Annotated in this window: 21 protein-coding genes; 14 read left to right on the forward strand and 7 right to left on the reverse strand. The window is 40.2% G+C overall.

The features are described 5' to 3' along the window. The first annotated feature begins 125 nt into the window (after positions 1-125). From BK584_RS17055 to BK584_RS17070, 4 genes are all read left to right on the forward strand, one after another. Positions 126-1,745: an ABC transporter substrate-binding protein gene (locus tag BK584_RS17055; protein ID WP_245808892.1), complete on the forward strand. Its 1,620-nt coding sequence runs from the start codon at positions 126-128 to the stop codon at positions 1,743-1,745. An 85-nt stretch (positions 1,746-1,830) separates the two neighbouring features. Beyond that, entirely contained in the window at positions 1,831-2,529 is a 699-nt protein-coding gene (locus BK584_RS17060; RefSeq protein ID WP_169871334.1) for a YesL family protein, read from the forward strand. 39 nt (positions 2,530-2,568) lie between these two features. Then, entirely contained in the window at positions 2,569-5,985 is a 3,417-nt protein-coding gene (locus tag BK584_RS17065) for a glycoside hydrolase family 2 TIM barrel-domain containing protein (RefSeq protein WP_078395708.1), read from the forward strand. A 76-nt stretch (positions 5,986-6,061) separates the two neighbouring features. Next, positions 6,062-6,916: a hypothetical protein gene (locus tag BK584_RS17070; protein ID WP_078393691.1), complete on the forward strand. Its 855-nt coding sequence runs from the start codon at positions 6,062-6,064 to the stop codon at positions 6,914-6,916. Positions 6,917-7,020: 104 nt separating this feature from the next. On the opposite strand, the gene BK584_RS17075 is transcribed toward BK584_RS17070, so the two are convergent. Then, on the reverse strand, positions 7,021-7,926 hold the full coding sequence (locus BK584_RS17075) for an endonuclease/exonuclease/phosphatase family protein (RefSeq protein ID WP_078393692.1): 906 nt from the start codon (positions 7,924-7,926) through the stop codon (positions 7,021-7,023). A gap of 174 nt (positions 7,927-8,100) precedes the next feature. Here BK584_RS17075 and BK584_RS17080 point away from each other — a divergent pair, with 174 nt between their 5' ends. From BK584_RS17080 to BK584_RS17115, 8 genes are all read left to right on the forward strand, one after another. Further along, the gene (locus BK584_RS17080) at positions 8,101-9,813 is read left to right on the forward strand and encodes a sensor histidine kinase (RefSeq protein ID WP_169871336.1); all 1,713 of its coding nucleotides are present in this window, start codon (positions 8,101-8,103) and stop codon (positions 9,811-9,813) included. After that, positions 9,791-10,531 carry a response regulator transcription factor gene (locus BK584_RS17085; protein WP_078393694.1) on the forward strand — a complete coding sequence of 247 codons (741 nt, stop codon included), beginning with the start codon at positions 9,791-9,793 and terminating at the stop codon, positions 10,529-10,531. Before BK584_RS17080 ends, BK584_RS17085 begins: the two co-directional genes overlap by 23 nt. Positions 10,532-10,651: 120 nt before the next feature. Next, positions 10,652-11,932, forward strand: coding sequence for an ABC transporter substrate-binding protein (locus tag BK584_RS17090; RefSeq protein WP_078393695.1), 1,281 nt, complete (start codon positions 10,652-10,654; stop codon positions 11,930-11,932). Between the two features lie 57 nt (positions 11,933-11,989). Continuing rightward, entirely contained in the window at positions 11,990-12,874 is an 885-nt protein-coding gene (locus tag BK584_RS17095) for a carbohydrate ABC transporter permease (protein ID WP_078393696.1), read from the forward strand. A 15-nt stretch (positions 12,875-12,889) separates the two neighbouring features. After that, complete coding sequence (locus BK584_RS17100; protein ID WP_078393697.1) at positions 12,890-13,768, forward strand: carbohydrate ABC transporter permease; 879 nt, start codon at positions 12,890-12,892, stop codon at positions 13,766-13,768. Positions 13,769-13,786: 18 nt separating this feature from the next. Next, positions 13,787-16,429 carry an alpha-L-rhamnosidase gene (locus BK584_RS17105; protein ID WP_078393698.1) on the forward strand — a complete coding sequence of 881 codons (2,643 nt, stop codon included), beginning with the start codon at positions 13,787-13,789 and terminating at the stop codon, positions 16,427-16,429. Between the two features lie 170 nt (positions 16,430-16,599). After that, positions 16,600-17,022, forward strand: a complete 423-nt coding sequence (locus BK584_RS17110) for an Rrf2 family transcriptional regulator (protein ID WP_078393699.1) — start codon at positions 16,600-16,602, stop codon at positions 17,020-17,022. A gap of 70 nt (positions 17,023-17,092) precedes the next feature. After that, on the forward strand, positions 17,093-18,004 hold the full coding sequence (locus BK584_RS17115; protein ID WP_078393700.1) for an NAD(P)/FAD-dependent oxidoreductase: 912 nt from the start codon (positions 17,093-17,095) through the stop codon (positions 18,002-18,004). A 153-nt stretch (positions 18,005-18,157) separates the two neighbouring features. Here BK584_RS17115 and arsC read toward each other — a convergent pair whose 3' ends face one another. From arsC to BK584_RS17130, 3 genes are read right to left on the reverse strand one after another with little or no spacing between them, the layout of a single operon-like run. Beyond that, positions 18,158-18,577 carry an arsenate reductase (thioredoxin) gene (gene arsC, locus BK584_RS17120; RefSeq protein ID WP_078393701.1) on the reverse strand — a complete coding sequence of 140 codons (420 nt, stop codon included), beginning with the start codon at positions 18,575-18,577 and terminating at the stop codon, positions 18,158-18,160. A 20-nt stretch (positions 18,578-18,597) separates the two neighbouring features. Continuing rightward, complete coding sequence (locus BK584_RS17125; RefSeq protein ID WP_078393702.1) at positions 18,598-19,896, reverse strand: arsenic transporter; 1,299 nt, start codon at positions 19,894-19,896, stop codon at positions 18,598-18,600. 21 nt (positions 19,897-19,917) lie between these two features. Then, a complete protein-coding gene (locus BK584_RS17130) occupies positions 19,918-20,262 on the reverse strand; it encodes an ArsR/SmtB family transcription factor (protein WP_078393703.1) in 345 nt (114 codons plus the stop codon). Between the two features lie 219 nt (positions 20,263-20,481). Between BK584_RS17130 and BK584_RS17135 the strand changes: the two genes are divergently transcribed. Together BK584_RS17135 and BK584_RS17140 are read left to right on the forward strand one after the other, a co-directional pair. Continuing rightward, positions 20,482-20,847 carry a DUF3887 domain-containing protein gene (locus BK584_RS17135; protein WP_169871337.1) on the forward strand — a complete coding sequence of 122 codons (366 nt, stop codon included), beginning with the start codon at positions 20,482-20,484 and terminating at the stop codon, positions 20,845-20,847. A 154-nt stretch (positions 20,848-21,001) separates the two neighbouring features. Next, positions 21,002-21,295, forward strand: coding sequence for a HesB/YadR/YfhF family protein (locus BK584_RS17140; RefSeq protein ID WP_078393705.1), 294 nt, complete (start codon positions 21,002-21,004; stop codon positions 21,293-21,295). 47 nt (positions 21,296-21,342) lie between these two features. Here the strand turns inward: BK584_RS17140 and BK584_RS17145 are convergent, their stop codons facing one another. From BK584_RS17145 to BK584_RS17155, 3 genes are all read right to left on the reverse strand, one after another. Continuing rightward, positions 21,343-21,846, reverse strand: a complete 504-nt coding sequence (locus tag BK584_RS17145; protein WP_078393706.1) for a cupin domain-containing protein — start codon at positions 21,844-21,846, stop codon at positions 21,343-21,345. Positions 21,847-21,923: 77 nt separating this feature from the next. Further along, the gene (locus BK584_RS17150; protein ID WP_078393707.1) at positions 21,924-22,250 is read right to left on the reverse strand and encodes a hypothetical protein; all 327 of its coding nucleotides are present in this window, start codon (positions 22,248-22,250) and stop codon (positions 21,924-21,926) included. Between the two features lie 127 nt (positions 22,251-22,377). Beyond that, positions 22,378-25,929, reverse strand: coding sequence for a glycerophosphodiester phosphodiesterase family protein (locus BK584_RS17155; RefSeq protein WP_078393708.1), 3,552 nt, complete (start codon positions 25,927-25,929; stop codon positions 22,378-22,380). Positions 25,930-26,102: the final 173 nt, after the last annotated feature.

Below are 26,102 nucleotides of genomic sequence, written 5' to 3' on the forward strand. Positions count from 1 at the left end.
GATTCAATCTACGTGAGCCTGGAAGAATAATGTAAGCGTTTTATATATAGGTGTGGAGGTGACTAATAAGCGAGGATGTTGATCGTTTCGTAATTGAGTCTATTTAAACTAAGGGGGATAAAAAAGTGAAAAAAGGGTTAAAAGTCTCATTGTTAGCAATGTCTAGCTTACTTGCGGTAGCGGCGTTGGCAGCTTGTAGTGGCAATACCGATGAACCTGGTTCTGTTGAAGGAGAAGTAAGTGGAGCGGCGATGGAAGAATATGCAGCTGGCGACCAATTCAAAGCGACCGAACCAATCACATTCTCAATGCTTTTTAGTGATCACCCAAACTATCCGTATAAAAGCGATTGGTTGTTGTTTGAAGAATTAGAGGCACGGACAAATGTGTCTTTAGATATGACCATTGTGCCTATGAGTGATTACACGGAGAAACGAAGCTTGCTTATAAGTGGTGGGGATGCACCATTTATTATTCCAAAAACCTATCCAGGTGAAGAATCACCATTTGTTTCCTCTGGAGCGATTTTACCTGTAAGTGAATATTTACATCTTATGCCCCATTTTACAGCGGCGATAGAAGAATACGAGATGGAGCCTTACTTAGAAACATTAGAACAAGAAGATGGTAATTATTATGTTTTACCGGGAATGCATGAAAACGTTTGGCCAGATTATACACTAGCGATGCGAATGGATATTTTAGAAGAGTTGGGTCTTGATGTACCCGAAACGTGGGATGACTTAGAAGTTGTGCTAGAAGAGATGAAAGAAGCATACCCGGATGTTACCCCTTTCTCTGATCGATTTACATTCGAAAGCACGATGAATATCGCTGCACCAACGTTTGGCACAGTAGCTGGTTGGGGATTAGGAAGTGGGCTTAAATTTGACCACGATAATGAGGAGTTTTATTTTGCTCCGGCAACTGATGCCCATAAAGATTTTGTAACTTATTTCCATGGTTTGGTAGAGAAAGGTTTATTAGATAAAGAAAGTGTGACACAAGAAGATCAACAAGCTCAACAAAAATTAGTAAACGGCGATTCATTTGTCATTAATACGAACTCACAAACAGTGATTGATTATCGTAATGATATGAATGAGACGTTAGGTGAAGACAATTTTGAGATAAAGAAAATTCCTGTACCAGCTGGACCATTAGGTGGTGTAATGGGGGGCTCTAAATTAGAAAATGGCGTTATGATTAATGCAAAAGCAAAAGAAGATCCAAACTTCGAAGCGATGATGCAATTTGTTGATTGGTTTTTCTATAGCCCTGAAGCAAAAGAATTTACAAAATGGGGAGTAGAAGGAGAAACGTTTACGAAAGATAGCGATGGAAATAGACAGCTAGCTGATGATGTAAACTATGTTGGTTTAAACCCTGATGGCACAAAAGCTCTTAATGCAGATTTCGGATTTTCTGGTGGGAATTTTTCTTATGGGGGCTCTACTGAACTGTTGCATTCAATGATGAATGATGAAGAAATTGAGTTCCAAGAAGAGATGCTTGCTACAAAAGAACCACTAATGCCAGATCCACCAATTAAATACAATGCGATGGAGCTTGAGCAAGCAACGTTGCTTAGCACACCGTTAACAGACCATGTGAGGCAAAACACGCTTCAATTTATTTTAGGCACAAGGGATTTGGAGGAGTGGGATGATTACGTGCAAGAGCTGGAATCAAGAGGACTACAAAACTTCCTTGATCTAGCAAATAGTGTGTATCAAGAACAGTAAAAATACTAGTAATGAGACAAATCTGCCTGTTTTCAGGCAGGTTTCTCTCATTTTCTACACAAGACAAGAAAAGGATGTGCAGATGATGAGTGAGAATGGCAGAGAATTTGGTCAAGGGATCCTGTCGATAGTGACAAATCATATTTATGCGTTAGCTCTTATTAATGTTTATTTCATATTATGTAATAGTTTATTCATCATGGTTTTTCTATTGCTAATCCCTAGTTTCTCAAATATGGCAATCTACTTTCTTGCGCTAATTCCTTCAGGTCCAGCAATAACAGCGATGTTCTCGACAGTGAGCAAGTTAGTACGTGAGAAGGAAATCGTTCCGACAAAAGATTTTTTTAAAAGTTATAAAAATGACTTTGTAAGCTCAATGAAGGTGTGGTTGCCGCTTCTTACTGTTTTATTTATTCTTGCTGTTGATGTTTATTATTTTAATGCAAATTATTCTTCAATGAGCCAAGTATTAGCAGGTGTCTTTTTAATCGCCTTGCTTTTAATTAGTACTTTTTCTTTCTATGTATTTTATATCCATGCCCAGTTTCATTTCAGGGTAAGGGATGTTTATCGACTAGCTGTTTATTATAGTTTTATGAAGGTAAAGGCGACGACTGGAAATATTGCAATTGCCATTATTGCTTTCTTTCTAATGAGTGTTTTATCTGACTTTATTCTCTTGTTTATCGCAAGCCTCATTTGTTATGTGGTTGTGTTGAACAGTCAAACGGTTCGCAAAGATGTGAAGGCACAGTTCGTTGAGCAGTCGCAAGCCAGTTAATTAAAGGATGAAATAAGGATGGAAAGCAGGGGAAATACGATGAACAAGAAGGTGCGCTTTAATGATGGATGGGAGTTTGCAAAGAGCGTTTTAGAAAAGGATGACTACAGCGACTTATTATTTGAAGCAGTTGATATTCCTCATGATTGGCAAATCAACAATACGTTAGATCTCTATGAAAACAGTATCGGGTGGTACCGAAAACGATTTGTTTACAAGAAGAGGGCAGAACAAGTCTTGTTGTGCTTCAATGGCGTTTATATGGATTCAACCGTTTATGTAAATCAAAATGCTGTAGGCGAATGGAAGTATGGGTATTCTTCTTTTGAACATGATGTAACAGATCAGCTAGTCGATGGAGAAAATGAAATTATTGTGAAAGTGATGTTTCAGAGTCCGAACAGCCGCTGGTACCCAGGAGCTGGTATCAATCGAGACGTATGGTTAAAAACAAGGGGAACCAATCATATCGTTACAGACGGCATCTACATCACCACAGACAAACAAGAAAACGGATGGCTTGTGGACATTAAAACAGAGCTAAACCTGAATGAAGATGTAAAACTGATACATCGGCTCTTGGACCAAGACGATCAAGAAATTTCTCTTACTGCTGAAATGATTTACGCAGGCGGCTCTTCTGTGCGAATGAACCATCAAACTATGTTTATTAAATCACCGAAACGATGGGATATCGAGAGTCCGAATCTTTATTCTCTTCATACAGAATTAATAGGTGTGAAGCCGCCAGAGAAAATGGAATCGATCGTCCAACGTATTGGCTTTCGAACAATCAAGCTTGATCCGAAAGAGGGATTTTTCTTAAATGAAAGAAAGTTGAAATTAAATGGAACATGTGAACACCACGATTTAGGTGCTTTAGGAGCTGCTTTTAATCGAACGGCTCAAAAAAGAAGATTTAATTTGTTAAAAGAGATGGGTGTAAATGCAATTCGAACAGCTCATAACATGCCGGCAAAAGAATGGATGGACTTAGCGGATGAAATGGGTCTTCTTATTGTAACGGAAGCTTTTGATATGTGGGAAAGATCAAAAACAACATATGATTATGGACGGTTCTTTAATGAATGGGCTCTAGCCGATATAAAGAGCTGGGTTAAACGTGATCGAAATCATCCTAGTCTACTTATGTGGAGCATAGGCAATGAAATTTACGATACACATGCAAGTGAAAGAGGGCAAGAAATAACGAAAATGCTCATGAATGAAGTGAAAAAATACGATCCAAACGAAAATGGAAAAGTAACGATTGGCTCAAACTATATGCCCTGGGAAAACGCACAAGCATGTGCGGAAATCGTGGGAGTCGTAGGTTATAATTACGGGGACAAGTATTACCACAAGCATCACCAACTCCATCCAGATTGGATCATTTATGGAAGTGAGACGGCAGCGATTGTACAGAGTCGAGGTATCTATCATTTTCCATTTGAAAAGCCAATTTTGGCCGACGACGATGAACAATGTTCGGCGCTTGGAAACAGTTCAACAAGTTGGGGTGCTAAATCGGTAGAGGCTTGTCTTATTGCTGAACGAGATGCCCCCTTTTCGCTTGGACAATTTATTTGGAGCGGTTTTGATTATATCGGTGAGCCAACACCGTACCATACAAAAAACGCCTACTTCGGTCAGCTCGATACAGCTACGTTTAAAAAAGATTCCTATTATATGTATCAAGCAGCATGGACCGATGTTCAAAAAAGACCAATGGTTCATCTTTTTCCGTTTTGGGACTTTAATGAAGGGCAGCTTATTGATGTAAGAGTTTGCTCCAATGCCTCACAAGTTGAAGTGCTGCTGAATGGCCAGTCACAAGGCCTGCAACTGTTGGATCATAAACACGGGACAAAACTTATCGGACACTGGAAAATTCCATATCAATCTGGAGAATTAAAAGCAATTGCTTATGACGATGAAGGTCAGATTATCGCAACGGATGTGACTCGATCGTTTGGCGATGCACAAAGCATTCGTTTAAAAGCAGATAAAGCAAGTCTTGTAGCTAATGGTGAGGACTTAATCTTTGTTGAAATTAGTGTGGAAGATCAGTGGGGCAACCTAGTTGAAAACGGGACCAACCGAGTGACTGTCCATATCACAGGAGCAGGACGCTTAGTTGGTTTAGATAATGGCGATAGCACGGATTATGATCAATACAAAGGTGTTAGTCGTCGCCTATTTAGTGGCAAGTTAATGGCAATTGTAGCGGCAACACTTGAAGCGGGAGAGATCCAATGTGACGTTTTCTCCGAAGGACTTACGAGTGCACAGATTCAATTTCAGGCAGTGCGTAGCCAGAATGCGGTCGTAGGAATTTCTGCATCAACAAAAAATAGGGAAAGAGCGATTGAAACTGGTACAATGAAAGAAACCCCTCTTCGCAAAATTGCGCTTTCTAGTCACTCTGGACAACGTTTTGATGCGACCAACAACAGAAAGGTTGTTCAAGTGCAATTATTTCCAGAAACAACTTCGTATCGAGAAATTGAATGGAGTGTGGTAAACGATGTGGGGATTGAATCAACTATTGCAAAAGTAGAAGCGCGAGGACAAGAGGCAATCGTTACGGCAGTTGGTGACGGTCATTTTAGATTGCGTTGTACGAGTAAAAATGGAACAAACAAAATCAAACTGATTTCTGAATTAGAGTTTTCTGCACAAGGGTTAGGAATGGCATATAAAGACCCATACGAATTTATTTCAGCAGGCTTGTATGATTTTAGCAATGGTGAAGTAAGCAATGGAAATGAGAGAGGTGTCGCGACAAGCCGTGATGGAGAGACGCAAGTTGGATTCTCATCAATTGATTTTGGTCGCAATGGTTCAGATACAATTACAATCCCGATTTTTGCTTTATCAAGTGATCTTTACACACTGCAAATATGGGAAGGCATCCCTGGTGAAGCAGGCAGCGAGCTACTAGGAGATTTTACGTACCAAAAAGAATCAAAATGGAATGTTTATCAAGAAGAAACATATCGCTTATCAAAAAAGCTACGTGGTGTGACCTCGATTTGTTTTGTTGTAAATCAAAAAATTCATATAAAGGGTTTTTTGTTTCAACAGAAAAATCGGGCTAATGAAGTGAACTTTGTTAATGAATGCGATCACATTTATGGTGATTCGTTTACTAAGACAGACGAGGCAATCGAACATATTGGCAATAATGTATCGATTGAGTTCACTAACTTGGATTTCACTCACGCGGGAGCAACGAAGTTATTTATTAACGGATATTCACCAATTGATAAGAATGCCATTCACATCCATATTGAAAACGAGCAATGTCAAAGCAAGCAAATGGTGGAATTTGATAAGTCTGACGGTTATGAAGAGCGTGCCTTTGATTTAGAAAAGATCCGGGGACTACAAAATGTGACGTTTGTTTTTTTACCTGGAAGTCATTTTCATTTTAAATCGTTTCGATTTGCCTAACCTGTGTAGGGGCTTAATGAGCCTGAAGGTGGCAAGTCGGTCAAAGGCCGTTTGACTATCAGAAGTTCATTAAGAAATGGGGCGTTCGATTATAATGGAAATTCAGGAAGCGTATAAACGTTTTGGACTTACAGAAGAAGCGAGCGATGAAGCGATTGAGAAGCAATTTATGTTATGGATTAGAAAGAACAAGGCAGACCCGTCAATTGATCTAGATTCCATCACAATCGCTTACGAAACAATTAAAAATTATCGAGCATACGGAGCGGATGGACCGAACCATTCTTCTACGTTTAAAGACAAGGTCGGGCATTTTTTCACTTATTACAAATTGCATGTAATAGGCGTTATTGCTCTACTGGCAGTCCTGATAGGAATTGGCAATACATTATGGAATAATTATCAACAAAGACTGTATTTAGCAAGCCTACCACCTGAAAATGTAGAAATGATGTTTTACGGTTCTTATTTACATTCAACTTTGTCAGCTGATGAAGATGCAGAACTTATGTTGGAAGCAAATATTATTGAGATGATGCCTTCATGGGAACGGGTTATTACGACGATTCATGCCATAAATGGGGCTGATACAACCGATGTTGGCGCGCAACAAAAAAGCGCAGTTATTCTAGCGACTGAACAACCAGATATGTACATTATGGATCTTGAGTCATTTGAACGCTATGTGGGCAGTGGTATGTTTGCCCCATTAGATGAAATAAGCGAACAGATTTCAGAAGAACAATGGCATTCTGCCACAGCAGAAGAAGATACAACAGAATACGTTTACGGTCTCGAAGTGGCAAATAATCCAACCTTTACAGGGGTCACTGTCGACGAGAATTCTACAAAAATAGCAGCAGTCCGTAGAGACGCAGAAAATAAAGAAAATGCGTTAGAGCTTATACAAGAAATGGCTGCTGGGATGTAAGGTTTCTGGTTGATAGAATGGTTTTTTGCCCCTGAAAGTCGTAAGCGTGCCGAGTATAGTAAAGAAGGAAGCAGCTCGCAGCTGTTTCCTTCTTTACTGTACGTTTATTCCGCGTTTTCCCCAAGTTCTAATTCAACGATGACAGGGTAATGATCACTCGGGTATTGACCATTATTACGATAATCGTTAATTTCAATGGAAGTAGCTTGAATGTTTCTTGTTAGAACCCAATCGATTTTATTGTCTGCACCTCCCCCTGTAGGGTCATTAAAGTTGTTAAAGGTTCCGAGGTCTTCATTCATTGTCGTTTCAGCATAGTCCCACGGATCTTGGAACATGTTTTCTGCTGTTAAGGTTTCATATGGTTCACTACCAATTGGGGCATTAAAATCACCCGTTAAAATCATTGGAAGATTCTCGTCGTAATCAGTAATCTTTGATGCAATGAGGTTTGCGCTTTGTCGCTGTGCTTCTGCTGATTGGTGGTCGAAATGTGTATTTACAAAATAGAATTGCTCATCCGTATCTTCTTCTTGGAACTTAGCCCATGTTACCATTCTGGGAATAGAATTACCCCATGATGTCGAACCGACTACGTCCGGTGTATCCGAAAGCCAATAATGACCAGATTCTACTGGTGTAAATCGGTCAGACTTATAATAAATTGCCATGAATTCGCCGGAGGTTCCACCTTCACGTCCTAATCCAATCCAGTCGTAGTCTGTTAAATCATTATCAAGCTCAGTAACTTGGTAATGGTGTACTTCTTGTGTGCCAATTATATCCGCATCCTCAGACTCTAGAAAAGACTGAATAGTTGGCCGACGTTCTGTCCAACTGTGTGGAGATGGATCGTTTGCGTTTCCATTTCTTAAATTAAAAGACATGACTTTCAGCTGATTTTCCTCCTCGCTGAGTGTAATTGCGTGGGTATCACTCGTACCACTAACTACATGTGATCCGAAAAAGAAGACAGAAAATAGAGTAAGTGTTCTCAATGGTTTTTTCATTGAACCAACCTCCTTTTTATGGAAGTTACCCTGATTAGAGGCGTTAAAACATGTTTTAAGTTGGGAAAATTAGTTAGAATACTAGATTACATGATTACTAGTTTTTTTGATGACTCTATTGACCTCCAAACTCCATTAAGGCGTATAATAAGGAATCAAAAGGGGGAACCGGGCATGTTTCAGCGAGTGTATCAATGGTTAGGACTTCGACGGTTTCGACGAAAGATTTTAATCGTGTTTTTATTTTTTTCGATCTTGCCAATCTTGTTTATAGGCTTTGTCTCGAAACAATTAGCTGATCGCAGCTTAATTGAAACATATAATGAGCGAAATGAAGCGCATCTTTTAAATGCTAGTAGATTAATTGATCGTTCACTGGAAGACATTGTTAATATTCAACGGCTCATATTAGCAGACCGTTCTATTCGGCAAGAATTGATTCGGAGTAACGAACAGATGACTGAAGGGGCAGGGACGATCGGTGTTGATACATACAGGAACTTGCAGCGGCTTTTATCCAATTATTTGATTGACCAACGTTATGTTGACTCAGTCTGTTTATTCGATAATTGGTTTCGTTCCATATGTCACGGTGGGACTGCAGAAAGAGATGCTCAAACATTTCAAACAGAGAAATGGTATTTAGATGCATTGGATGAACATGGCGGTGAGTTATTATTTTCTGTAAATGTGTTTGGGAATGATCAAGAGACATTTTCGTATGTAAAATCACTGAGGGATCCAGATGAGTTCCGACTTGATACAATTGGCTTGCTTGTTGTGACGATTGATAAAGCATTACTAGAAGATGTAAACACGAGTGCAGAAGGTGACTTAATTGTTCAAGCTAACGACCACACGGTCCTCGATACACGAAGTGATCCCGGCATTCAAGAAGGAATCAATGCAAGAGCGCTAGAAGCGCAGGATTATATATTTAATGAGTATACGAATCCTTTATCAGGATGGACATTGTACTCAGTAATTGATGAGGGAAAGCTGTTGGGGCAATTAAATAATATTGGTGCGGTGACATTTGGACTTGGAGGCATATTATCCGCTCTCTTAATCATGGCGATGATACCGTTGTCTAGAAAATTAAGTAGACCATTGTCGCAGTTATATGATAGCGCTATCAATTTATTTGACAACCCATCTGATGAGCAGAAGAGTGGACTGGATGAGTTGAAAGTAATTGATGGGACATTTCGACGTGTGGCTTCACAAAACAAACAACTAAGTGAACGGTTGATGGAAGCAAAACTTAGAGAAAAGGAAGCTGAATTGCGGTTATTGCAGGCACAAATTAATCCGCACTTTTTGTATAATACATTGTCATCAATCTATTGGATGGCGCAAATGCAAAAGCAATCAGATATAGCTCAAATGGCAGTCTCTTTATCTGAAAGCTTTAAAATTAGCTTAAACAACGGTAGAGAACGAATTCCGTTAAAGAAAGAGTTAGAACATATTAAGCACTATATGACCATTCAAAATTTGCGTTTTAAGAACAAATTTCACTATGTAGAAGAGATCGATGACTCTTTATTAGAGAGAGAAGTCATTAAGCTATTGTTACAGCCAATCATTGAGAATGCAATTGTTCATGGTTTAGAGAAGAAAATAGGGACTGGTTGTGTTGTACTTTCAGGTCGGGAAGAAGAAGGCATGCTAGTGTTCCGGATTAAAGATGACGGTGTCGGTATGGAGCAAACTGCAAAAGCAATGTCAGGGTTTGGTTTAAATAACGTTCTTGAACGAATTAAGCTATATTATGGAGAAGAGAGTGGACTTGAGATTGTAAGTAAAGTTCAGCAAGGAACGGTTGTAACGATGCGCTTGGCATTAAAAGAAGGAGGATACAATGCTACGAATAATTATTGTTGATGATGAGCAGCTTATGGTGGATGGTATGGTACAAATGGTAGATTGGAACTCAAAAGGCGCCAAAGTTGTCGGAACAGCAGGTAATGGCGATGAAGCATTGAAACTTGTCGCATGTGAGAAACCCGACTTAATTTTTACAGATATTGAAATGCCGGGGATGAACGGGCTCGATTTTTTAGAGGCAATCAAGCCAATCTCTCCGGAGTCAATGTTGTTTATTTTTAGCGCCCATACTGATTTTCAATATGCAAAAAGAGCTTTAAAGCTTGGGGTACTCGATTATTTGGTTAAACCAGTGACCGTAACGATGATCGAAGATGCCTTGGACCGAGCGATGGTGCAGGAACGTAAGCATGAACGGTTCGCTCAGCAATGGAGTTATGAGAGTTTTTCAAAAACAAATCATGTTGCAATTAAAAAAGCATTAACGTTTATTGCAGAATACTATGGTAAGGACATCACTATTGATTATGTAGCAGAACATATTGGTATGAATGCCTCTTATTTTAGCACGTTGTTTAAAAAAGAAATTGGCTTATCGTATATAAAATATTTGACGAAGTACCGAATGGAGACGGCAAGACGATTGCTTCTAATGGGTGAGAAGGTGATAGATGTAAGTGAGAAAGTAGGCTATCAATCGTATCGTCATTTCTCCGAGACATTCAAGAAACAGTATCAAATGCTGCCAAGTGAAATGAAAACAAGAGGCGAGTAGAAAGCAAGCGAATGACGCTTGCTTTTTTTCTACCTAAAAAATTCGGACATAAACTAATTTTTGAAGCGCTTACATTAGGAGGGACTACGTATTAAACTGATAAAAAAGGAGGGGACAAAGATGAGAAAAATGAATTTTCCACTTGTTTTGCTTTCTTCAATGGTATTCATCGCTGGCTGTTCTTCAAGTTCCGATGGAGATACGCAAGGTGGCAGCGAAGAGCGTGAGATCAATTACTTATCGAATCGGACAGCAAACCAAGGGCAACCACGAATCGTATTACCCATTATGGAACAGTACCAAGAAGAGAATCCCGATGTTTCTTTGAACTTAGAAACGATTGAACAATCGGATATTGTTCAGCGCATCCAACTATTAACTGCTAGTAATGCGCTGCCAGATATGTTTGTTTATGAATCGGCTCAATTAAATGACTTAATTGCGGGCGAATACATAGTGAATATCGAGAATGCGTTTGAAGAAGCGGATATGCTCGATACCGTGCGTCCAGCTGCGATTGATTTAATGCAGCAACTCAGTGGCACTGGAGAAATGTATGCGGTACCAATGGAATTAAATATTGAAGGGTTTTGGTATAACAAAGAGATCTTTGAATCATTAGGACTTGAAGAACCTCAAACATGGGATGAAATGATGGAAATTAGCGATGTGCTTTTGGAAAATGAGATTCAGCCGTTTGCCTTGGCTGGTCAAGATCGATGGCCAATTACCCGGCTGATTAATGCTTTTGCGGTGCGCTATTACGGAGTGGATGCGATGCAACGTGTAGCAGACGGGAATTTATCAATTACAGATTCTGGTTTTATTACAGCAGCACAAACGATCCAGGAAATGAATGATAACGGCTATTTTGGTCAAGGGGTTAATGCAATGGATTATGATGCGGCAACTGGTTCTTTTTTAACTGGTCAGTCCGCGATGTATTATATGGGAAGCTGGGCACTTGGAGAGATGAATGATGAAAATCAAAATCATATTGGTGGACCCGAAAACATCGGTTTCTTTAATGTCCCCTTGGTTGAAGGGGGAGAAGGAACGCTTGAGGACTACATGATGAATGCTGGTTTAATAACCGTTTTTTCTCAAGCTGGATTTGATGAATCCACACGGGATTGGTTCGAATATTTGTATACTCATTACGCAGATCATGCGATGAGTGAACATGGAATGGTTTCTGGACTTGCGACAAGTGTGGAACCAGAAGAAGATGATCCGTTGACTCAACTTGTACTTGATGAACTTGAACAAGCAGAAAGTAGTGCACTTTGGTTTGAAGCAACTTTTAACGCGCGAAAACAAGAACTTGCCGAAACAAACGCACAACAACTGATTGGAGGATCCATGACACCTGAAGAGTTCATGGGCGCACTGGAGGATTAATGGATTAAAAAAAGGGTTAAGCATATATGCTTAACCCTTTGAAAGGAGGAACCGAGTATGGAAAAAGTATTAGGAAATAAAAAGACAATCCTCTTCTTTGTAGGACCAGCATTACTCATTTATTTATTGTTATTAATCGTGCCTTCGCTTTGGTCGATCGGGTATTCATTTTTTGATGGTTCACCAATTAGAGGCTTTGAGTTTGTTGGTTTTGCAAATTATACAACAGCTTTATCAGATAGCCATTTTATCGATAGTCTCCTAGCAAGTATCAAATATGCAGCATTTGTAACGACGGGGCAAGTTGTCCTTGGTCTTGCGTTAGCATTGCTGTTTGTCTTTTTCCTGCAAAAGTATTCGTCATTAGTTCGGACGCTTATTTTTTTTCCAGTTATATTACCTGCTGTTGCGGTAGCGCAACTTTTTTCGAAGCTCTTTGAATATTCACCACAGTTAGGTTTTGTCAATGACTTGCTCGTTACATTGAACTTAGATGGATATGTTCAAGCTTGGCTTGCACAAGGAGAGACAGCATTTGGCGTGTTAGTTCTCATGGATATTTGGCGTTCGATGGGCTTTTACGCAATTATCCTTTATACAGGTTTGATTGATGTGCCAGATGATGTGATTGAAGCAGCTCGACTTGACGGAGCGAGCGGATTCCGTCTTATAACAAGCATTGTGCTACCTATGATTCGACCAATTCTGTTATCAGCTGTCATTTTCAGTTTGAACGGGACTTTAAAAGTATTTGAATCAGCCGTTGCCTTAACTGGGGGTGGGCCTGGGAACAGCACAACGATGTTAACGATGTACATGTACAACACAGCCTTCTCATATGGCGAGTACGGGTATGGAAGTGCAATCGCCGTTTACTTACTGATTATGTGTTTAATTGTAACGTTATTCATTTACCGCTTTGCACGAAAGAACGTCGCATAAGGAGGAGGAGTAAGGATGAAAGCAACGATCGGCACTGATCAAGACACTGTAAGAAAAAGCAAGCAAGCGGGAGTGGGGTTATCCATTATAGGTAAAGTGTTCATTGGAAGCTTTTTGTTAATGACAGTGTACCCTATTGTTTGGTTGTTGTTGTCTTCATTTAAGGAGCCAGCTGAATTTATTACGAACTCGATGAATGCATTGCCAGAAGGACTGTATTTTGGCAACTATGTAGAAGCGTGGAACACAGGGAATATGGGTGTGTACTTTCGTAACAGCATTTTGGTTACTTTTCCTGCGCTCGTTTGCATTATTTTGTTTGGTTCAATGGCGGCATTTGCAATCGAGAAGTTACGTTGGAAGTTGAAAAACGTAGTTATGCTTCTGTTTTTGGCAGGTATTATGATTCCTGTGCAAATTGTCTTGTTACCGTTGTTCCAAATGTATTTTAATGCGAACTTGCTCAATAGTCTGTTTGGTCTTGGATTGGTATATCTTGTATTTGGGTTGCCACTCACCATTTTCTTGTTTACAAGTTATTTCAAATCAGTTCCAAATGAGTTGATTGAAGCAGCTGTTGTTGATGGAGCTACGATCTATCAGATCTTCTTTAAGCTCGCATTTCCATTAATAAAAAATGCAATTGTCACTGTTGCTCTTGTCCAGTTTTTCTTTGTCTGGAATGATCTGATCTTTGCAATGAGCTTTATTAGTGATTCTGAACTGCGTACAATTCAGACGGGATTAATGAGTTTTGCAGGTGAGTATGGACAAAGAGAATGGGGACCAACATTTGCGTCTATTTCATTAGCGGTAGTTCCAATTTTAATTTTATACGTATTTTTAAATAAGCTTGTTATGAAAGGTATGACAAGTGGAGCTGTGAAAGGATAAAAATAAGGAGTGGATAACATGATTTCAATAACGAAAATGACGTGTGAAGATACTGAAAACCCAATCGGATTAGATTGTGAAACACCACGGTTTAGTTGGATTGTAAGGAGTAGTCGTCCGGATTACAAACAAACGCGCTACGAGCTTCAAGTGATGACAGACAATGGAGGACAAGAAGTCATTTGGTCAAGGCGGGATTTTACCGACCAATCCATTCATGTTCAGTATGATGGTCCGCCACTTGAGTCGTATAAAGGTTATTACTGGCGCGTTCGGGTTTGGGCGGAAGATGAACGATCAGGCTGGAGTGAAAGTGCATATTTTGCTATGGGAATTCTTAAAGTAGAAGAATGGAAAGCTGACTGGATTACATCAGCGAATGCGAGTGAAGCAAATACGTTCGCTTGTGGAAAAGAGTTTCAAGTTAAAAAAAATGTTTTTAAGGCAGTTATATATGCTACAAGCCTAGGGTTATATGAACTCACGTTAAATGGTTCTCAAGTGAGTGACTATGCGTTAACACCAGGCTGGACCAACTATCATAACCGAATTCAATATCAAGCGTATGATGTCACGAGCTACTTGCAAGCTAACAATGAACTTCGAGCTATTATTGGAGAAGGCTGGTATAACGGACATTTAGGTTGGGCAGGCGAAAAAGATACGTATGGAAACAAAAATGGGCTACTTGTACAAATGAGAATTGAGTATGAAGATGGTGAAGTTGATTGGGTCATTACAGATAGAAGCTGGCAAGAGCTTGAGACGCCGATTCTAATGTCAGATCTCTATAACGGTGAAATGTATGATGCGCGCATTTCATTTGAACCTATTGGTCAAATGCGTGGCTTCTCTTATCCGAAAAGCCACCTAGTTGCGCAGGAAAATGAACCGGTAGCTGTGTTTGAACGTTTAGCACCACAGCGTTTGTTTAAAACACCAAAAGATGAGCTTGTGCTCGACATGGGACAGAACATGGTCGGTGTGATTGAACTGAAAGTGAGAGGAGAAGAAGGGCAGACAGTTCAACTTGTACATGGCGAGGTGCTTGATAGCGATGGAAACTTCTACCGCGATAATTTGCGAACGGCTGAACAAAGCATCTCCTATATTTGTAGAGGTGAAGGTGAAGAAATGTATCGGCCTCACTTTACGTTTCATGGTTTTCAATTTGTGAAGCTTACGGGTTTTCCAGAAGACGTGCGAGCTGAAGACTTTACTGGGTTGGTCCTTCATTCAAACATGGAACAAATAGGTCTGTTTCAAACATCCGATACGTCTATTAACCAGCTTCAACATAATATTCTGTGGGGACAGAAGGGGAACTTCGTTGATGTGCCAACAGATTGTCCACAAAGAAATGAACGACTTGGTTGGACCGGGGATGCTCAAATGTTTATCCGTACTGCCAACTTTAATATGGGAACGAAGCGTTTTTTCCAAAAATGGCTACGAGATTTAGCGTTTAATCAAAGTGCGAGTGGTTCAGTCCCATTTGTTGTTCCTGATATTTTAAACGGTCAGTTTAACGGCAACCAAGGTCGGAACTGTGCAGCTTGGGGAGATGCAGCTGTCATTTGTCCTTGGACACTGTATTTAAGCTACGGGGATGATCGAGTGTTATCAGAACAATATGAAAGTATGAAAGCATGGGTTAATTATATTCGTAGTACGAGTGAGGCAGGGGTTTTATGGCAAGGTGAATTTCAGCTAGGTGACTGGCTTGCGTTAGATGCTGAAGAAAACAGCTACTATGGCGCCACGGATAATGATCTAGTTGCTTCGGCTTATTATGCCTATTCTACGAAACTTCTGGCAAAAACAGCTCGAGTATTAGGAAAGCTTGATGATTATCATCAATACAAGAACTTGTTTAAGAAAATCAAACAGGCGTTTCAAGATACGTATATCACTGGAATTGGCAAACTGTACTCGGATACACAAACAGCCTATGTACTGACGCTTCACTTTGGATTGGCACCTAAGCACGAACGCCAAGCCCTCGCTGATCAATTGGTTAAACTCATTCGCCAAAATGACAACCATTTGACGACTGGTTTTGTTGGTACACCATATTTATGCCATGCCTTGTCTGATAATGGGTACACAGATGTGGCATATGACTTGCTTTTCCAAAGGAGTTACCCATCTTGGTTATACCAAATTGATCGCGGCGCAACAACGATGTGGGAACATTGGGACAGTATTAAGGAAGATGGTTCGTTTTGGAGTACCGATATGAACTCATTTAATCACTACGCATATGGATCAATTGGAGATTGGATGTATCAAAACATTACTGGTTTTGATTTAGTAGAACCAGCTTATAAAACATCAATTCTAGCACCAAAGCCAACGACAAGGCTGTCTTCGGCAAAAGGATCACTCGAAACGCCTTACGGAAAGTTGGTATTGGACTGGTATTTAGAAGGGGATACGTATACTGTAAGCGGTACTGTTCCAGAAAATACAAGTGCCTATATATGTCTTCCTATTGTGGGCGATTTTAAAGCGTTTGAAGAAGAACAACTGGATTTATCAAATATTGATGCTGAAGAAATGGAAACACTTAAAAGGCATCTTCGTAAAGATAGTGTGTTGCTAAAACGAAGTGCGGGTACCTTCTCGTATTCGTATCAAATTAGTGAAATTAAAAATTAATATAGAAGAAAAAGATTCGATAAAGCCCCCTCATCCAATGAGCGGGCTTTATCAATTTGTAATTGAATCGAATGACGTGAAGTGAACAATCTTGCTTTTTTTTATCTATCCATGTAAACTAAACCTATTACAGATATTAGAGATCTGCAATAGGTGTGAGGTGTGGTTAAATGAAATATTCAAAAGCAACAAATTATGCGTTACACACAATGGTTTACTTGACCCTTGCCCCAAAAGGGAATGCAGTGGGCGTTGAGCAATTAGCGAAAGTACAAGATCTTTCGCCAACCTACTTGTCTAAGATTCTGACGAAGTTAGTGAAAGCGGGTTTAATTGAATCCAACCCTGGGGTGAATGGTGGATATAGCATTTTAAAACGTGCGCACACAATTTCATTTTTAGATGTCATTCAAGCAATTGAAGGACAAACGACGTTATTTAGTTGTTCACTCGAACACGATGATCTTTCTAGAAATGACGACTGTTTAATTGAACAAGTGATGGCAGAAGCGGAAGCGAAGATGAGAGAGGATTTAAACAGTAAGTACATTGTGGATATTGCTAAGATTATGAAAGAAAAAAAGGAAAAGTAATCCTTTTTTTTAAGTTAATTAAAGATATAAAGAATCTGTAATATATGTAATGAGATGGGGAGGCAATCAAATGTTAGATTGTATCGTAATTGGTGGAGGGCCTGCTGGATTAAATGCAGCGCTCGTACTTGGTCGAGCAAGAAAGAACGTGATTTTATTTGATGAAGATAAACCAAGAAATCGCGTCACAAGTGAATCTCATGGATTTATCACAAGAGATGGAATTGAACCAGCTGAATTTAAACGAATTGCTCATCAAGATCTAGCTCATTACCCGAGCGTATCACTTTATCAACAGCGTGTGGTGGCCGTGGAAAAAGAGGGAAATTCTTTTTTAGTAGAAGCAGCGGATGGAACACATTTTACGGCAAAAAAAGTGTTGTTAACAACAGGGTTAGTAGACATACTGCCGAACATTAAGGGGATTGAGTCTTTTTATGGGAAAAGCTTATTCAGTTGTCCGTTCTGTGATGGCTGGGAGATGCGAGACAAAGCATTGGTCGTAATCTCAAAAAGTACGGATCATGCTGTTCATATAGCAAAGTTGCTTACCAATTGGAGTGACGATATTATTGTTTGTACAAACGGGAAGTGCGAAGTATCGGGTGAGGATAAAGCGTTATTAGCGGAAAAAAAGATAACCGTTATTGAAGATGAAATCAATAAACTGAGTGGAGAGAATGGTCACTTACAAACGATTCAATTTGTAGGAGGAAAAGAGATTAAACGTGATTCAGGTATTGTTATGACTGATTTAATACAAGCAACCGATTTTGCAAGCTCTTTAGAATTGGAAGTCAATCAGATGGGCGGCGTAGTGACTGACATGTTTGGTCGAACAAATCAGGTAGGTGTTTATTCTGCTGGGGACCATTCAATTGCGGGGCCATCGCAATTAATAATTGCTGCAGCTGAAGGCAATAAAGCTGCAGTAGGCGTCATTGCCGATTTAACGGAGGAATCGTTTCAACAAAAGAATTAAAGAAAAAGTTGTTTTAATGGTCATTCTAACTTACGGGTATTCAACATGTGACACTTGAATCTTATTTTTTTAATTGGCATGGAAGTATGGAAAACCGACTAAATTTTAGATAGAGGAAGAACGCTTTTCAAACAGAAAAGCGTTCTTTTTCACTTATTCTCCTGTCTTGGCAAATGCATGAATACGTTCGCCAATTTCATCACGAACGCGTTGGAAAAAAGCCCATTTCTCCTCATCTGTTCCTTCTGCTTTAGCAGGATCGTCAAATCCCCAATGCTCACGGCGAAGGTGAGGAGGAGTTGTTGGGCAGCGATCGGCGGCATCGCCACATAATGTAACAACCATATCGCTGTTATTAAGTAAGTCCATATGAATCGTATCTGATGTTTGCTTTGAGATGTCGATATCTACTTCTGCCATTGCTTTCACGGCATTTGGGTTTAAGCCATGGGCTTCAATTCCTGCACTATAAACAGTCCAATCATCGCCTAGATACTTTTTTGCCCATCCTTCGGCCATTTGGCTGCGACATGAGTTACCTGTACAAAGAAAGTAGATGGTTTTGTTTGTCATGGTGAGTAAACTCCTTTCATTTAACTGATGATGATCAACCAGAGATAGAGTCCGAATAAGGTAATGAACAATACTGGTAGTGTAATGACGATGCCTGTTTTAAAATAGGTTCCCCAAGAAATCTTGACACCTTTCTGAGAGAGAACATGGAGCCAAAGGAGTGTTGCTAATGAACCGATTGGTGTAATTTTTGGTCCTAAGTCTGAACCGACTACATTTGCATAAATAAGTGCTTCTTTTATTAACCCGGTCGTAGCAGTAGTGTCAATTGCAATAGCATTAATCATGACGGTTGGCATGTTGTTCATGATTGATGACAAGATTGCTGCTAAGAAACCCATGCTCATTGTTGCGACAAAAAGTCCTTGTTCAGCAACGTAGTTAATTCCAACGGCTAATAAATCGGTCAAACCGGCGTTTTGAAGTCCGAAGACAACGACATACATTCCAATTGAAAAGAAAACGATGTTCCAAGGCGCACCTTTTATGACAGTGCGTGTTTCAACTGCTGGGCTCTTGCTCGCAATCGCTAAAAAGACGAGTGCCACGAGGCCTGCGACAAGCGATACTGGAACATGGATTAACTCACTAACAAGATAACCAATGAGTAAAACGGCTAAGACAAACCAAGATAGGTTAAACATTTTTGGATCCTTAATGGCTGTTACAGGCTCTTGAAGCTTTCCATAATCATAACGTTTTGGAATGCTTTTTTTGAAATAAAAGTACAACACAAGAATGCTAGCAACAAGTGAGAAGAAGTTCGGTACGATCATGCGCGTCGCATATTCGATAAAACCAATCCCGAAAAAATCGGCAGAAACAATGTTGACTAAGTTACTAACGATAAGCGGCAGAGAGGTTGAATCGGCAATAAAACCACTCGCAATGATAAATGGAAAAACCATCTTCTCACTAAAATTTAAAGAACGTACCATTGCCAACACGATTGGCGTTAAAATTAAAGCCGCGCCATCATTAGCAAAAAAGGCCGCAACGATCGAACCAAGTATACAAACATAAACAAACATGAGGACGGAATTTCCCTTGGCTGCACGAGTCATATGTAGGGCGGACCATTCAAAAAAACCAATCTCATCTAAAATTAATGAAATCAAAATGATGGCTATAAACGTAAGAGTGGCGTTCCAAACAATACTTGTTACCTCAATGACATCACCAAATGAGACAACACCAAGAAGGAGCGCAATGATGGCACCGCCACAAGCAGACCACCCAATGTTAAGGTTTTTAGGTTGCCAAATAACTAGAACAAGCGTAATGATAAAAATAGCTGAAGCTAAGATGACTGAAGTCAACTCGTTATTCCTCCTTTGCCGTTAGCCGCAATTGACTGGTGTTTCTTTCTTTAAAAGTTTGAGGAGATCTGGGTCTTCATCATCGATTTGAGCTAAGATGAGTTGAATCATTGGTGTATGATAGGAATCAGGGTCCATAGAATAAAAGCGCCATTGTCCCCGGCGTTCTTCTTTTAAGAGTCCGGCTTGTTTTAACTTTCGTAAATGTTGGCTTACAGCAGGTTGACTCATATCAAACATATCAACAAACTGACAAACACAATATTCCTTTTTTGATACAAGTTTCATGATTAACAATCGTGTCGGGTCACTTATAAGTTTCATACATTCGGCGGTTTTTGCTGAACTTAATTTAACTGTTTCCATACGACACCTACTTTCCATGGAGATTATATAACGTTTTACTTATATAAGTCAATTGTTATATAAACATTTACTATTTAGTTCGTGATATCGTGACGTTCCTTGCATTCAGTGATAGATGTTTTGTATGATCAAAATTGTTTACAAGTATGATGGGGTAAGTGAATAGAGGAAAAAGAGATGACGTTCGTTTATCTATACGGCTGGAACAGGAGGGGCTTTATGAAAAAAGCAATCATGACAGTAGTAATGCTTACCCTTATGACAGGTTGTGGAGATGAGGAAGAAATAAAGTTAATTGAATCAGCACAAGGATTTATAAATCATGTTGTAGATGGTGAATACGAAGCTGCGGTTGAGAAGTTTGACGAGAGAACAAAGGAAAGTTTACCAGCAGAGCAATTGGAAATCGTTTGGAATGAATTAGAAGACACATATGGTTCGTTTGTTCAATATGAATACGAGGAAACCATTCAAGAACAGGAGCTAGAAATCCTTCGTTTTGCTGGAACGTTTGAACAAGTGGAGACAATGCTGACTGTGACGTTTAATGAAGAGGAAGAGATTGTTGGTTTTTTGATTCAGTAATCTGTTGCAGCCCTGGCTCCTCTAATGCAGCAAGTACCTTTGCAGTCCCACCACGAACAAATGTGGGTAACTACCAGTAAACGTACTCACAAGAATGAATCATAAAGGATATAGCAAGCTATCAAAAAAAGCAAGAAGTTGAAAGGAGTCATCCATGAAAATCGTCGTTACTGAAGCTGCTGCTAGTTGGTTTAAAAATGATTTTAATATTGATAAAAACGAAAAAGTGAAGTTTTATGCACGTATTTACGGATCTAGTCCTGTTCAAGAAAATTTCGCGCTTGGTTTTGATAAGGAAACCGATCCGAATAATGAAGCTGTCCACACGGAAGTGAACGGGGTCTCGTTTTACATTGAGGATGAGGATGTCTGGTTTTTTGATGGGCATGATCTCCACGTTCATTACGATAAAGAAGAAGATGAATTGATTTTTGATTATAAGAAATGAGAAAGGAACAAAAGCTGCCATCTCCATATTAGAGGGCAGCTTTTTCTTTACCAAAGAGACGGAAGTGGACCTCTTTCCCCGTATATTGGATCGCAGGATGGTTTTGGCACATCTTTAATCACTTGTAGATTCCGTTCCGACTCGATGGGATCACCTGTGCATAAATCATAGGCAACACCATCAGGATAAGCACCTATGACCGCAAAATTATCGCTACCATCAACGTATTTATGACCAAAACCAGCTGGGAGAATGAGTACGTCGCCACGCTCTACAAACACTTCTTCTCCCTGGACTCCACCTACATGTAGAGTGGCGTGACCAGCATCTACAACAAGCACTTCATGGGAGTTGCTATGATAATGATGATAGTCAAATACACCACCACGCCATGTATTGCGCCAATGGTTGGCTGTTAAAACCGCTTCAATTTCATCGCCAATTTCAAAAACATTTTTATAGTGCAATAAGGAAAAAGAAGGATGATTGGGAATTTTCCCATCGTTGGCATACGAATACGTTTTGATGTCTATTTGCCCCTGGGACTTCATTTATCTTCCTCCGTTCGTTTTTTTACTTCTATACCACTTTAAATAAAGGATAAAACGTGGACAGATACCGTTGACAATTAATCAATATACTCGACATTTGAGATAACAATCTCACGGTTCCTATAGACATACTCAACACGGTGAAACCCGCTGCCACCGTCTGTGTGAAAATCAAGAACATGAACGAAATTGGAGTCGTCTTCTCTTAATACCTCAACAATTTCCTGAATGTCTTCCTCCGTTACATTTTCGTTGTATTCAACTCCATCAGCACCTAAAAGCAAATGATCAAGTAATTCCACTGATGATTTCTTCTTTTGTGCCTCGTTTATGTAGATAATGAGTATGAGTGAAGTGATTATTGCAGAATAGATGTAAGGATTGTTGTTTTTTTTCTTTGACATGGCACCCTCCAGCCGATAAGGCTCACACGTTATTTGGAAAAGACAACGTTTGCGATAGGTGCGCTACTTAGTCAAAAAACAAGAAGACCACTTATTCGAGTGGTTCTTCTTGTTTACGTCTTCCCTATTACAACTCTACTAATTTCCTGGAAAGAGCGTCTAACTCATCAAAAAGGGTCAGAGAGATTTGATGTTGGTCAACCTGTTTGCGAATTAGAGAACGGAATTGTTTAAGTTCTTGTCTATATCTCTTTGATCCGGTTTTTTCAAGAAAGAGGATGGTGGATGCTTGGAAAGACAGCAGAAGATATGATTTTGTATTTATGCTACGACGTGCGCGCCAGAGTGCTTCCAGCAAGAGCTTTGCAGATAACTGGTTTTCTTTAATGACAGTTAGTTGAACCGGGTTTGAAAACATCCGCCATCTATCAGGGAGCAGAGCAGCACCATCGGAAGTCCTGTAATTAAATGGCTGATACTCATGATAAAGGTGAAACAATTGTGTCCCTGCGCTTTGTGCCGTAATACGAGTGGTAGTGATGGCGGCGACAGCATGATCTTCACCAAGCAAACGGAACCCTCCGGAAAGTGGTTTGTTTGTATTAGGTCGATACTGAACCGTTGCTTCATAGTCATCTAAATGAATTGATTCTCCCTCAAATAAAACGAGGTGTGCTGGGACTTGATTGACTTGCAAGGGCATCTGCTCATTCCATTGTGGGTAATCGCTATATATCATTGTAATGCCACGGCGCTTTTTACTCTGAATGCTTGCCCTTGAATTGGTTGTACCGCCTACAAGTGGAAGGCCGCGGTGTTTGGCAAAACGAATCAGCTCAGGTGTAAGCGCGTCGTCACCCGGCATAGTGAACATGCCACGGCGAATCATTTGCCGGGCTGTTTTTTCAGCATGCTGCAAAGCTGTCATTTCGTAAGGTCCAAGTCCTGATAAAATGTGCAGTGCACCGACCTCAGGGTTAAGAGCTTGGATGGCAGACATTACAACTGGATTAAATCCACTTAAATAGACTTGTGCCGCAACATCGTATTGATCAATTAATTGAGCGACTTGTGCTTCTAACCCATTTGTTTTGATTTCTAGTGATAGAATCAATTCTTTCCCTTTAATATAGGCAAAAACTTCTTCAAGTGTTGGAATGGTTACATTAGGGTATTGAGCATAAATATCTTCCCATTCCGGATTATCCGTTTTGTTTGCCGTTAACTGTTTTAGTTCGGCAACTGTCATATCCACAACATAGCCGCTGCCATCTGTTGTTCGATTAACCGTATAATCATGAATAACAACGGGTACGCCATCTTTTGAAACCATAATATCAATTTCAACCGCTTCAATTCCTCGCTCATAAGCAAGCTCAATCGCGGGCATCGTGTTTTCGGGCGCAAGAGAATTGACGCCACGATGAGCGATGAGTAGTGGTTGTTGAATTAGGCTGTCTTTCGTTTGAAAAGCGTTCAGCGCTCGTGCAGCTGTTAGTGGATAAGCTGTTTCAATTCCAGCTATCCCTGAAGCAATAAGTTGTTGGATAGCTAATTCATTTTCGGCGCCAGATGCCCAGATGGTGACCGCGCGATTGCGGAAGAAGCGAACTGTTTCGGCCGTTACAGCAGTAGCTGGAAGAATGGCAGTAAAGCATGTGCTCCTACGTACCGCACGAATAACATCTGCAAGCGAGTGGTTCTGTAAATAAGAAGATGTCACGCGTAAGGCGCCAGCATAGCCAGAATAAAGCGTCCGCATTGATTGAATGATTGATACCTGTGTGGAAATAATGACACAGTCATCTATTTGTTTTTGTTTTAACAAAGTATGAACGGCAGGGACGAGTGTGGCTTTATCTAATTCAATGAGAGGGAGTCGTTTATCTTTAATTTCATCTAGAGTATCTGAAAGCAGAGAATGTCTATTAATAGCGAGCAACTCGCCACGGTGTGAGTCTACTTTTATTAAAAAGGAAGCTGTGTTTTCAGGCAACGAAGCTGGCATACCAAAGGAACTATCAATTAATGTCGGTAGGGCAGCAAGTGTTGAAGCTGCTTCTTTTGTATCTAGTACAAATTCTTTTACCTCTGGAAATGGAATGAGCTCGGGCGCCCCATTTGGTCCAAAGAGCATTTTCTTAGGTGTAGGATTTGGTTGTTCAACAAAGTCTCGAGAAGGGTTCTTCGTATCAATTGCACTAACCCGCTCAAGTGAATGGCCTTTAGCAGAAACGCCTGGATGAGCAGTGAGTCCATAGCAGAGTGCATTTTTAAAGAGCGCCGCATCAACGAGTTTTTTGTCAGCATCAAGCAAGATGATTGCATCGCCACCGTTTGCCATTTGAAAGCTACCACAGCCCCAACTGCAATTAGGAATAAGCTTTGGCACATTGTCCATTGTGGCTTCCATTTCATAGTCAGGTGTGACTCCATATAACGTCTTAACCGCTCGTGCATTGCGAGCAATTAAAGCCGGGGTATAAGGTGGAAGCACAGCGCCTTGAGGAAACTGGTACATCGCTTTATTCGCAACACCATTTTCTTCAACTTTGTTGCCGAAATAGTAGCCACTCAAATCAATTGCTTGCCCTGTGATATTGGAGATTTCTACGTATTCGTTTGTTCCTTCATCAAAATAAGGTGTATAGAGAAACTCTGTAATTAAAAGTGATTGGCTTGGTGGTGTTTCAATTCGTCTGATGGGACGCCTAACTGGAGCCGCCTGAAAAGCGGCAGTTAAATTGGATGAGAGCGAGATACGTTGAATGCTATGACCGTTACCATCAGCTCGTGCTGTGGAGCCACGATAAACAATTTCCCTATACGTTAGGTTTTGTAAATAAGGCACAAAATCAACGACACGGTAGTAACGGTCCATCAATAATAATTTATCGCCCCCATTACCAAGCCGAATCGTCCCTGTAGACCAATTGGCATCAATCAATGTCGGCACGTCCGGATCATTGTAAAGGCGGTCTTTACCAAACCATGGGAATTCAAAATCAGGAATTGCGCCATATACAGCTTTGAAGATTAAACCAGATTGGCACAGAAATAGTTCTTGGCCTGGTTCAATTATTGTTCCTTCTGGGAATTTTGCCATTCCTTCTCCTTCCCCTTGAAAAATGCCATCACCGATCATAAAACCACTTAAATCAATTGGTGCGTGATCGTAGTTTTTAATCGAAATAAACTCTTTGCCATCATCCGCCGCTGGTGCATCGTACATAAATTGGGAGATTCGAACGTTTGAAATTGGTTCTGATAAGGGGGACGAAGAAGTGGCTTGTTCATCAAAAATGACACCAGGTGTAGCTGGACCCATCGAAAGAAACACAGACTGTTCCACACCCCCGGGGGAAGGTAAGCCAAAATGAACACCAAATCCAGCGGAAATATCAGTACCACGGTAACTAGCTTGGACTAATTCAATACCTGATTCGTTATCCACGATGACAATACCGCGTGCTTCGCTATTTGAAAAGGCAGGGATATTCCCTGTTACCTCACTAATTTGACCTGGTACAAGGGTACTCATATGTCTTCGGTTAAATTCATCAAGCGTGCGCTGGGCTGAGTTTAGCCAAAACACATACGCTTGTTTAGGGCGTATTTGTACAGTATTTAATTCAAATGGTCGGTCCGCTCGAGTATCATCTGGATAGCGAAATAGCAAATGAACCTGTGCATCAGAGCCTAGAGTTCCAACGGATACGGTCTGATTCGATCGGTTATAAATCTCAAAGAATTCATAATCATCGGCTCCGGTATTATCCGGATGAATTTCTGTAATAAGAAGTGAATGGTGGCTAAGCTACTTCATAAAAATCCTCCTTTAGATTACGAGTA

This window comes from Shouchella patagoniensis (genome assembly GCF_002019705.1).
In the GTDB taxonomy this organism is placed as follows: Bacteria; Bacillota; Bacilli; order Bacillales; family Bacillaceae_D; genus Shouchella; species Shouchella patagoniensis.

Excerpts from the sequence above, each read along its gene's own strand:
- BK584_RS17060 (WP_169871334.1), top strand. The coding sequence starts at position 1,831 with ATGAGTGAGAATGGCAGAGAATTTGGTCAAGGGATCCTGTCGATAGTG.
- BK584_RS17065 (WP_078395708.1), top strand. The coding sequence starts at position 2,569 with ATGAACAAGAAGGTGCGCTTTAATGATGGATGGGAGTTTGCAAAGAGC.
- BK584_RS17070 (WP_078393691.1), top strand. The coding sequence starts at position 6,062 with ATGGGGCGTTCGATTATAATGGAAATTCAGGAAGCGTATAAACGTTTT.
- BK584_RS17075 (WP_078393692.1), bottom strand. The coding sequence starts at position 7,926 with ATGAAAAAACCATTGAGAACACTTACTCTATTTTCTGTCTTCTTTTTC.
- BK584_RS17080 (WP_169871336.1), top strand. The coding sequence starts at position 8,101 with ATGTTTCAGCGAGTGTATCAATGGTTAGGACTTCGACGGTTTCGACGA.
- BK584_RS17085 (WP_078393694.1), top strand. The coding sequence starts at position 9,791 with ATGCTACGAATAATTATTGTTGATGATGAGCAGCTTATGGTGGATGGT.
- BK584_RS17090 (WP_078393695.1), top strand. The coding sequence starts at position 10,652 with ATGAGAAAAATGAATTTTCCACTTGTTTTGCTTTCTTCAATGGTATTC.
- BK584_RS17095 (WP_078393696.1), top strand. The coding sequence starts at position 11,990 with ATGGAAAAAGTATTAGGAAATAAAAAGACAATCCTCTTCTTTGTAGGA.
- BK584_RS17100 (WP_078393697.1), top strand. The coding sequence starts at position 12,890 with ATGAAAGCAACGATCGGCACTGATCAAGACACTGTAAGAAAAAGCAAG.
- BK584_RS17105 (WP_078393698.1), top strand. The coding sequence starts at position 13,787 with ATGATTTCAATAACGAAAATGACGTGTGAAGATACTGAAAACCCAATC.
- BK584_RS17110 (WP_078393699.1), top strand. The coding sequence starts at position 16,600 with ATGAAATATTCAAAAGCAACAAATTATGCGTTACACACAATGGTTTAC.
- BK584_RS17115 (WP_078393700.1), top strand. The coding sequence starts at position 17,093 with ATGTTAGATTGTATCGTAATTGGTGGAGGGCCTGCTGGATTAAATGCA.
- arsC (WP_078393701.1), bottom strand. The coding sequence starts at position 18,577 with ATGACAAACAAAACCATCTACTTTCTTTGTACAGGTAACTCATGTCGC.
- BK584_RS17130 (WP_078393703.1), bottom strand. The coding sequence starts at position 20,262 with ATGGAAACAGTTAAATTAAGTTCAGCAAAAACCGCCGAATGTATGAAA.
- BK584_RS17135 (WP_169871337.1), top strand. The coding sequence starts at position 20,482 with ATGAAAAAAGCAATCATGACAGTAGTAATGCTTACCCTTATGACAGGT.
- BK584_RS17140 (WP_078393705.1), top strand. The coding sequence starts at position 21,002 with ATGAAAATCGTCGTTACTGAAGCTGCTGCTAGTTGGTTTAAAAATGAT.
- BK584_RS17145 (WP_078393706.1), bottom strand. The coding sequence starts at position 21,846 with ATGAAGTCCCAGGGGCAAATAGACATCAAAACGTATTCGTATGCCAAC.
- BK584_RS17150 (WP_078393707.1), bottom strand. The coding sequence starts at position 22,250 with ATGTCAAAGAAAAAAAACAACAATCCTTACATCTATTCTGCAATAATC.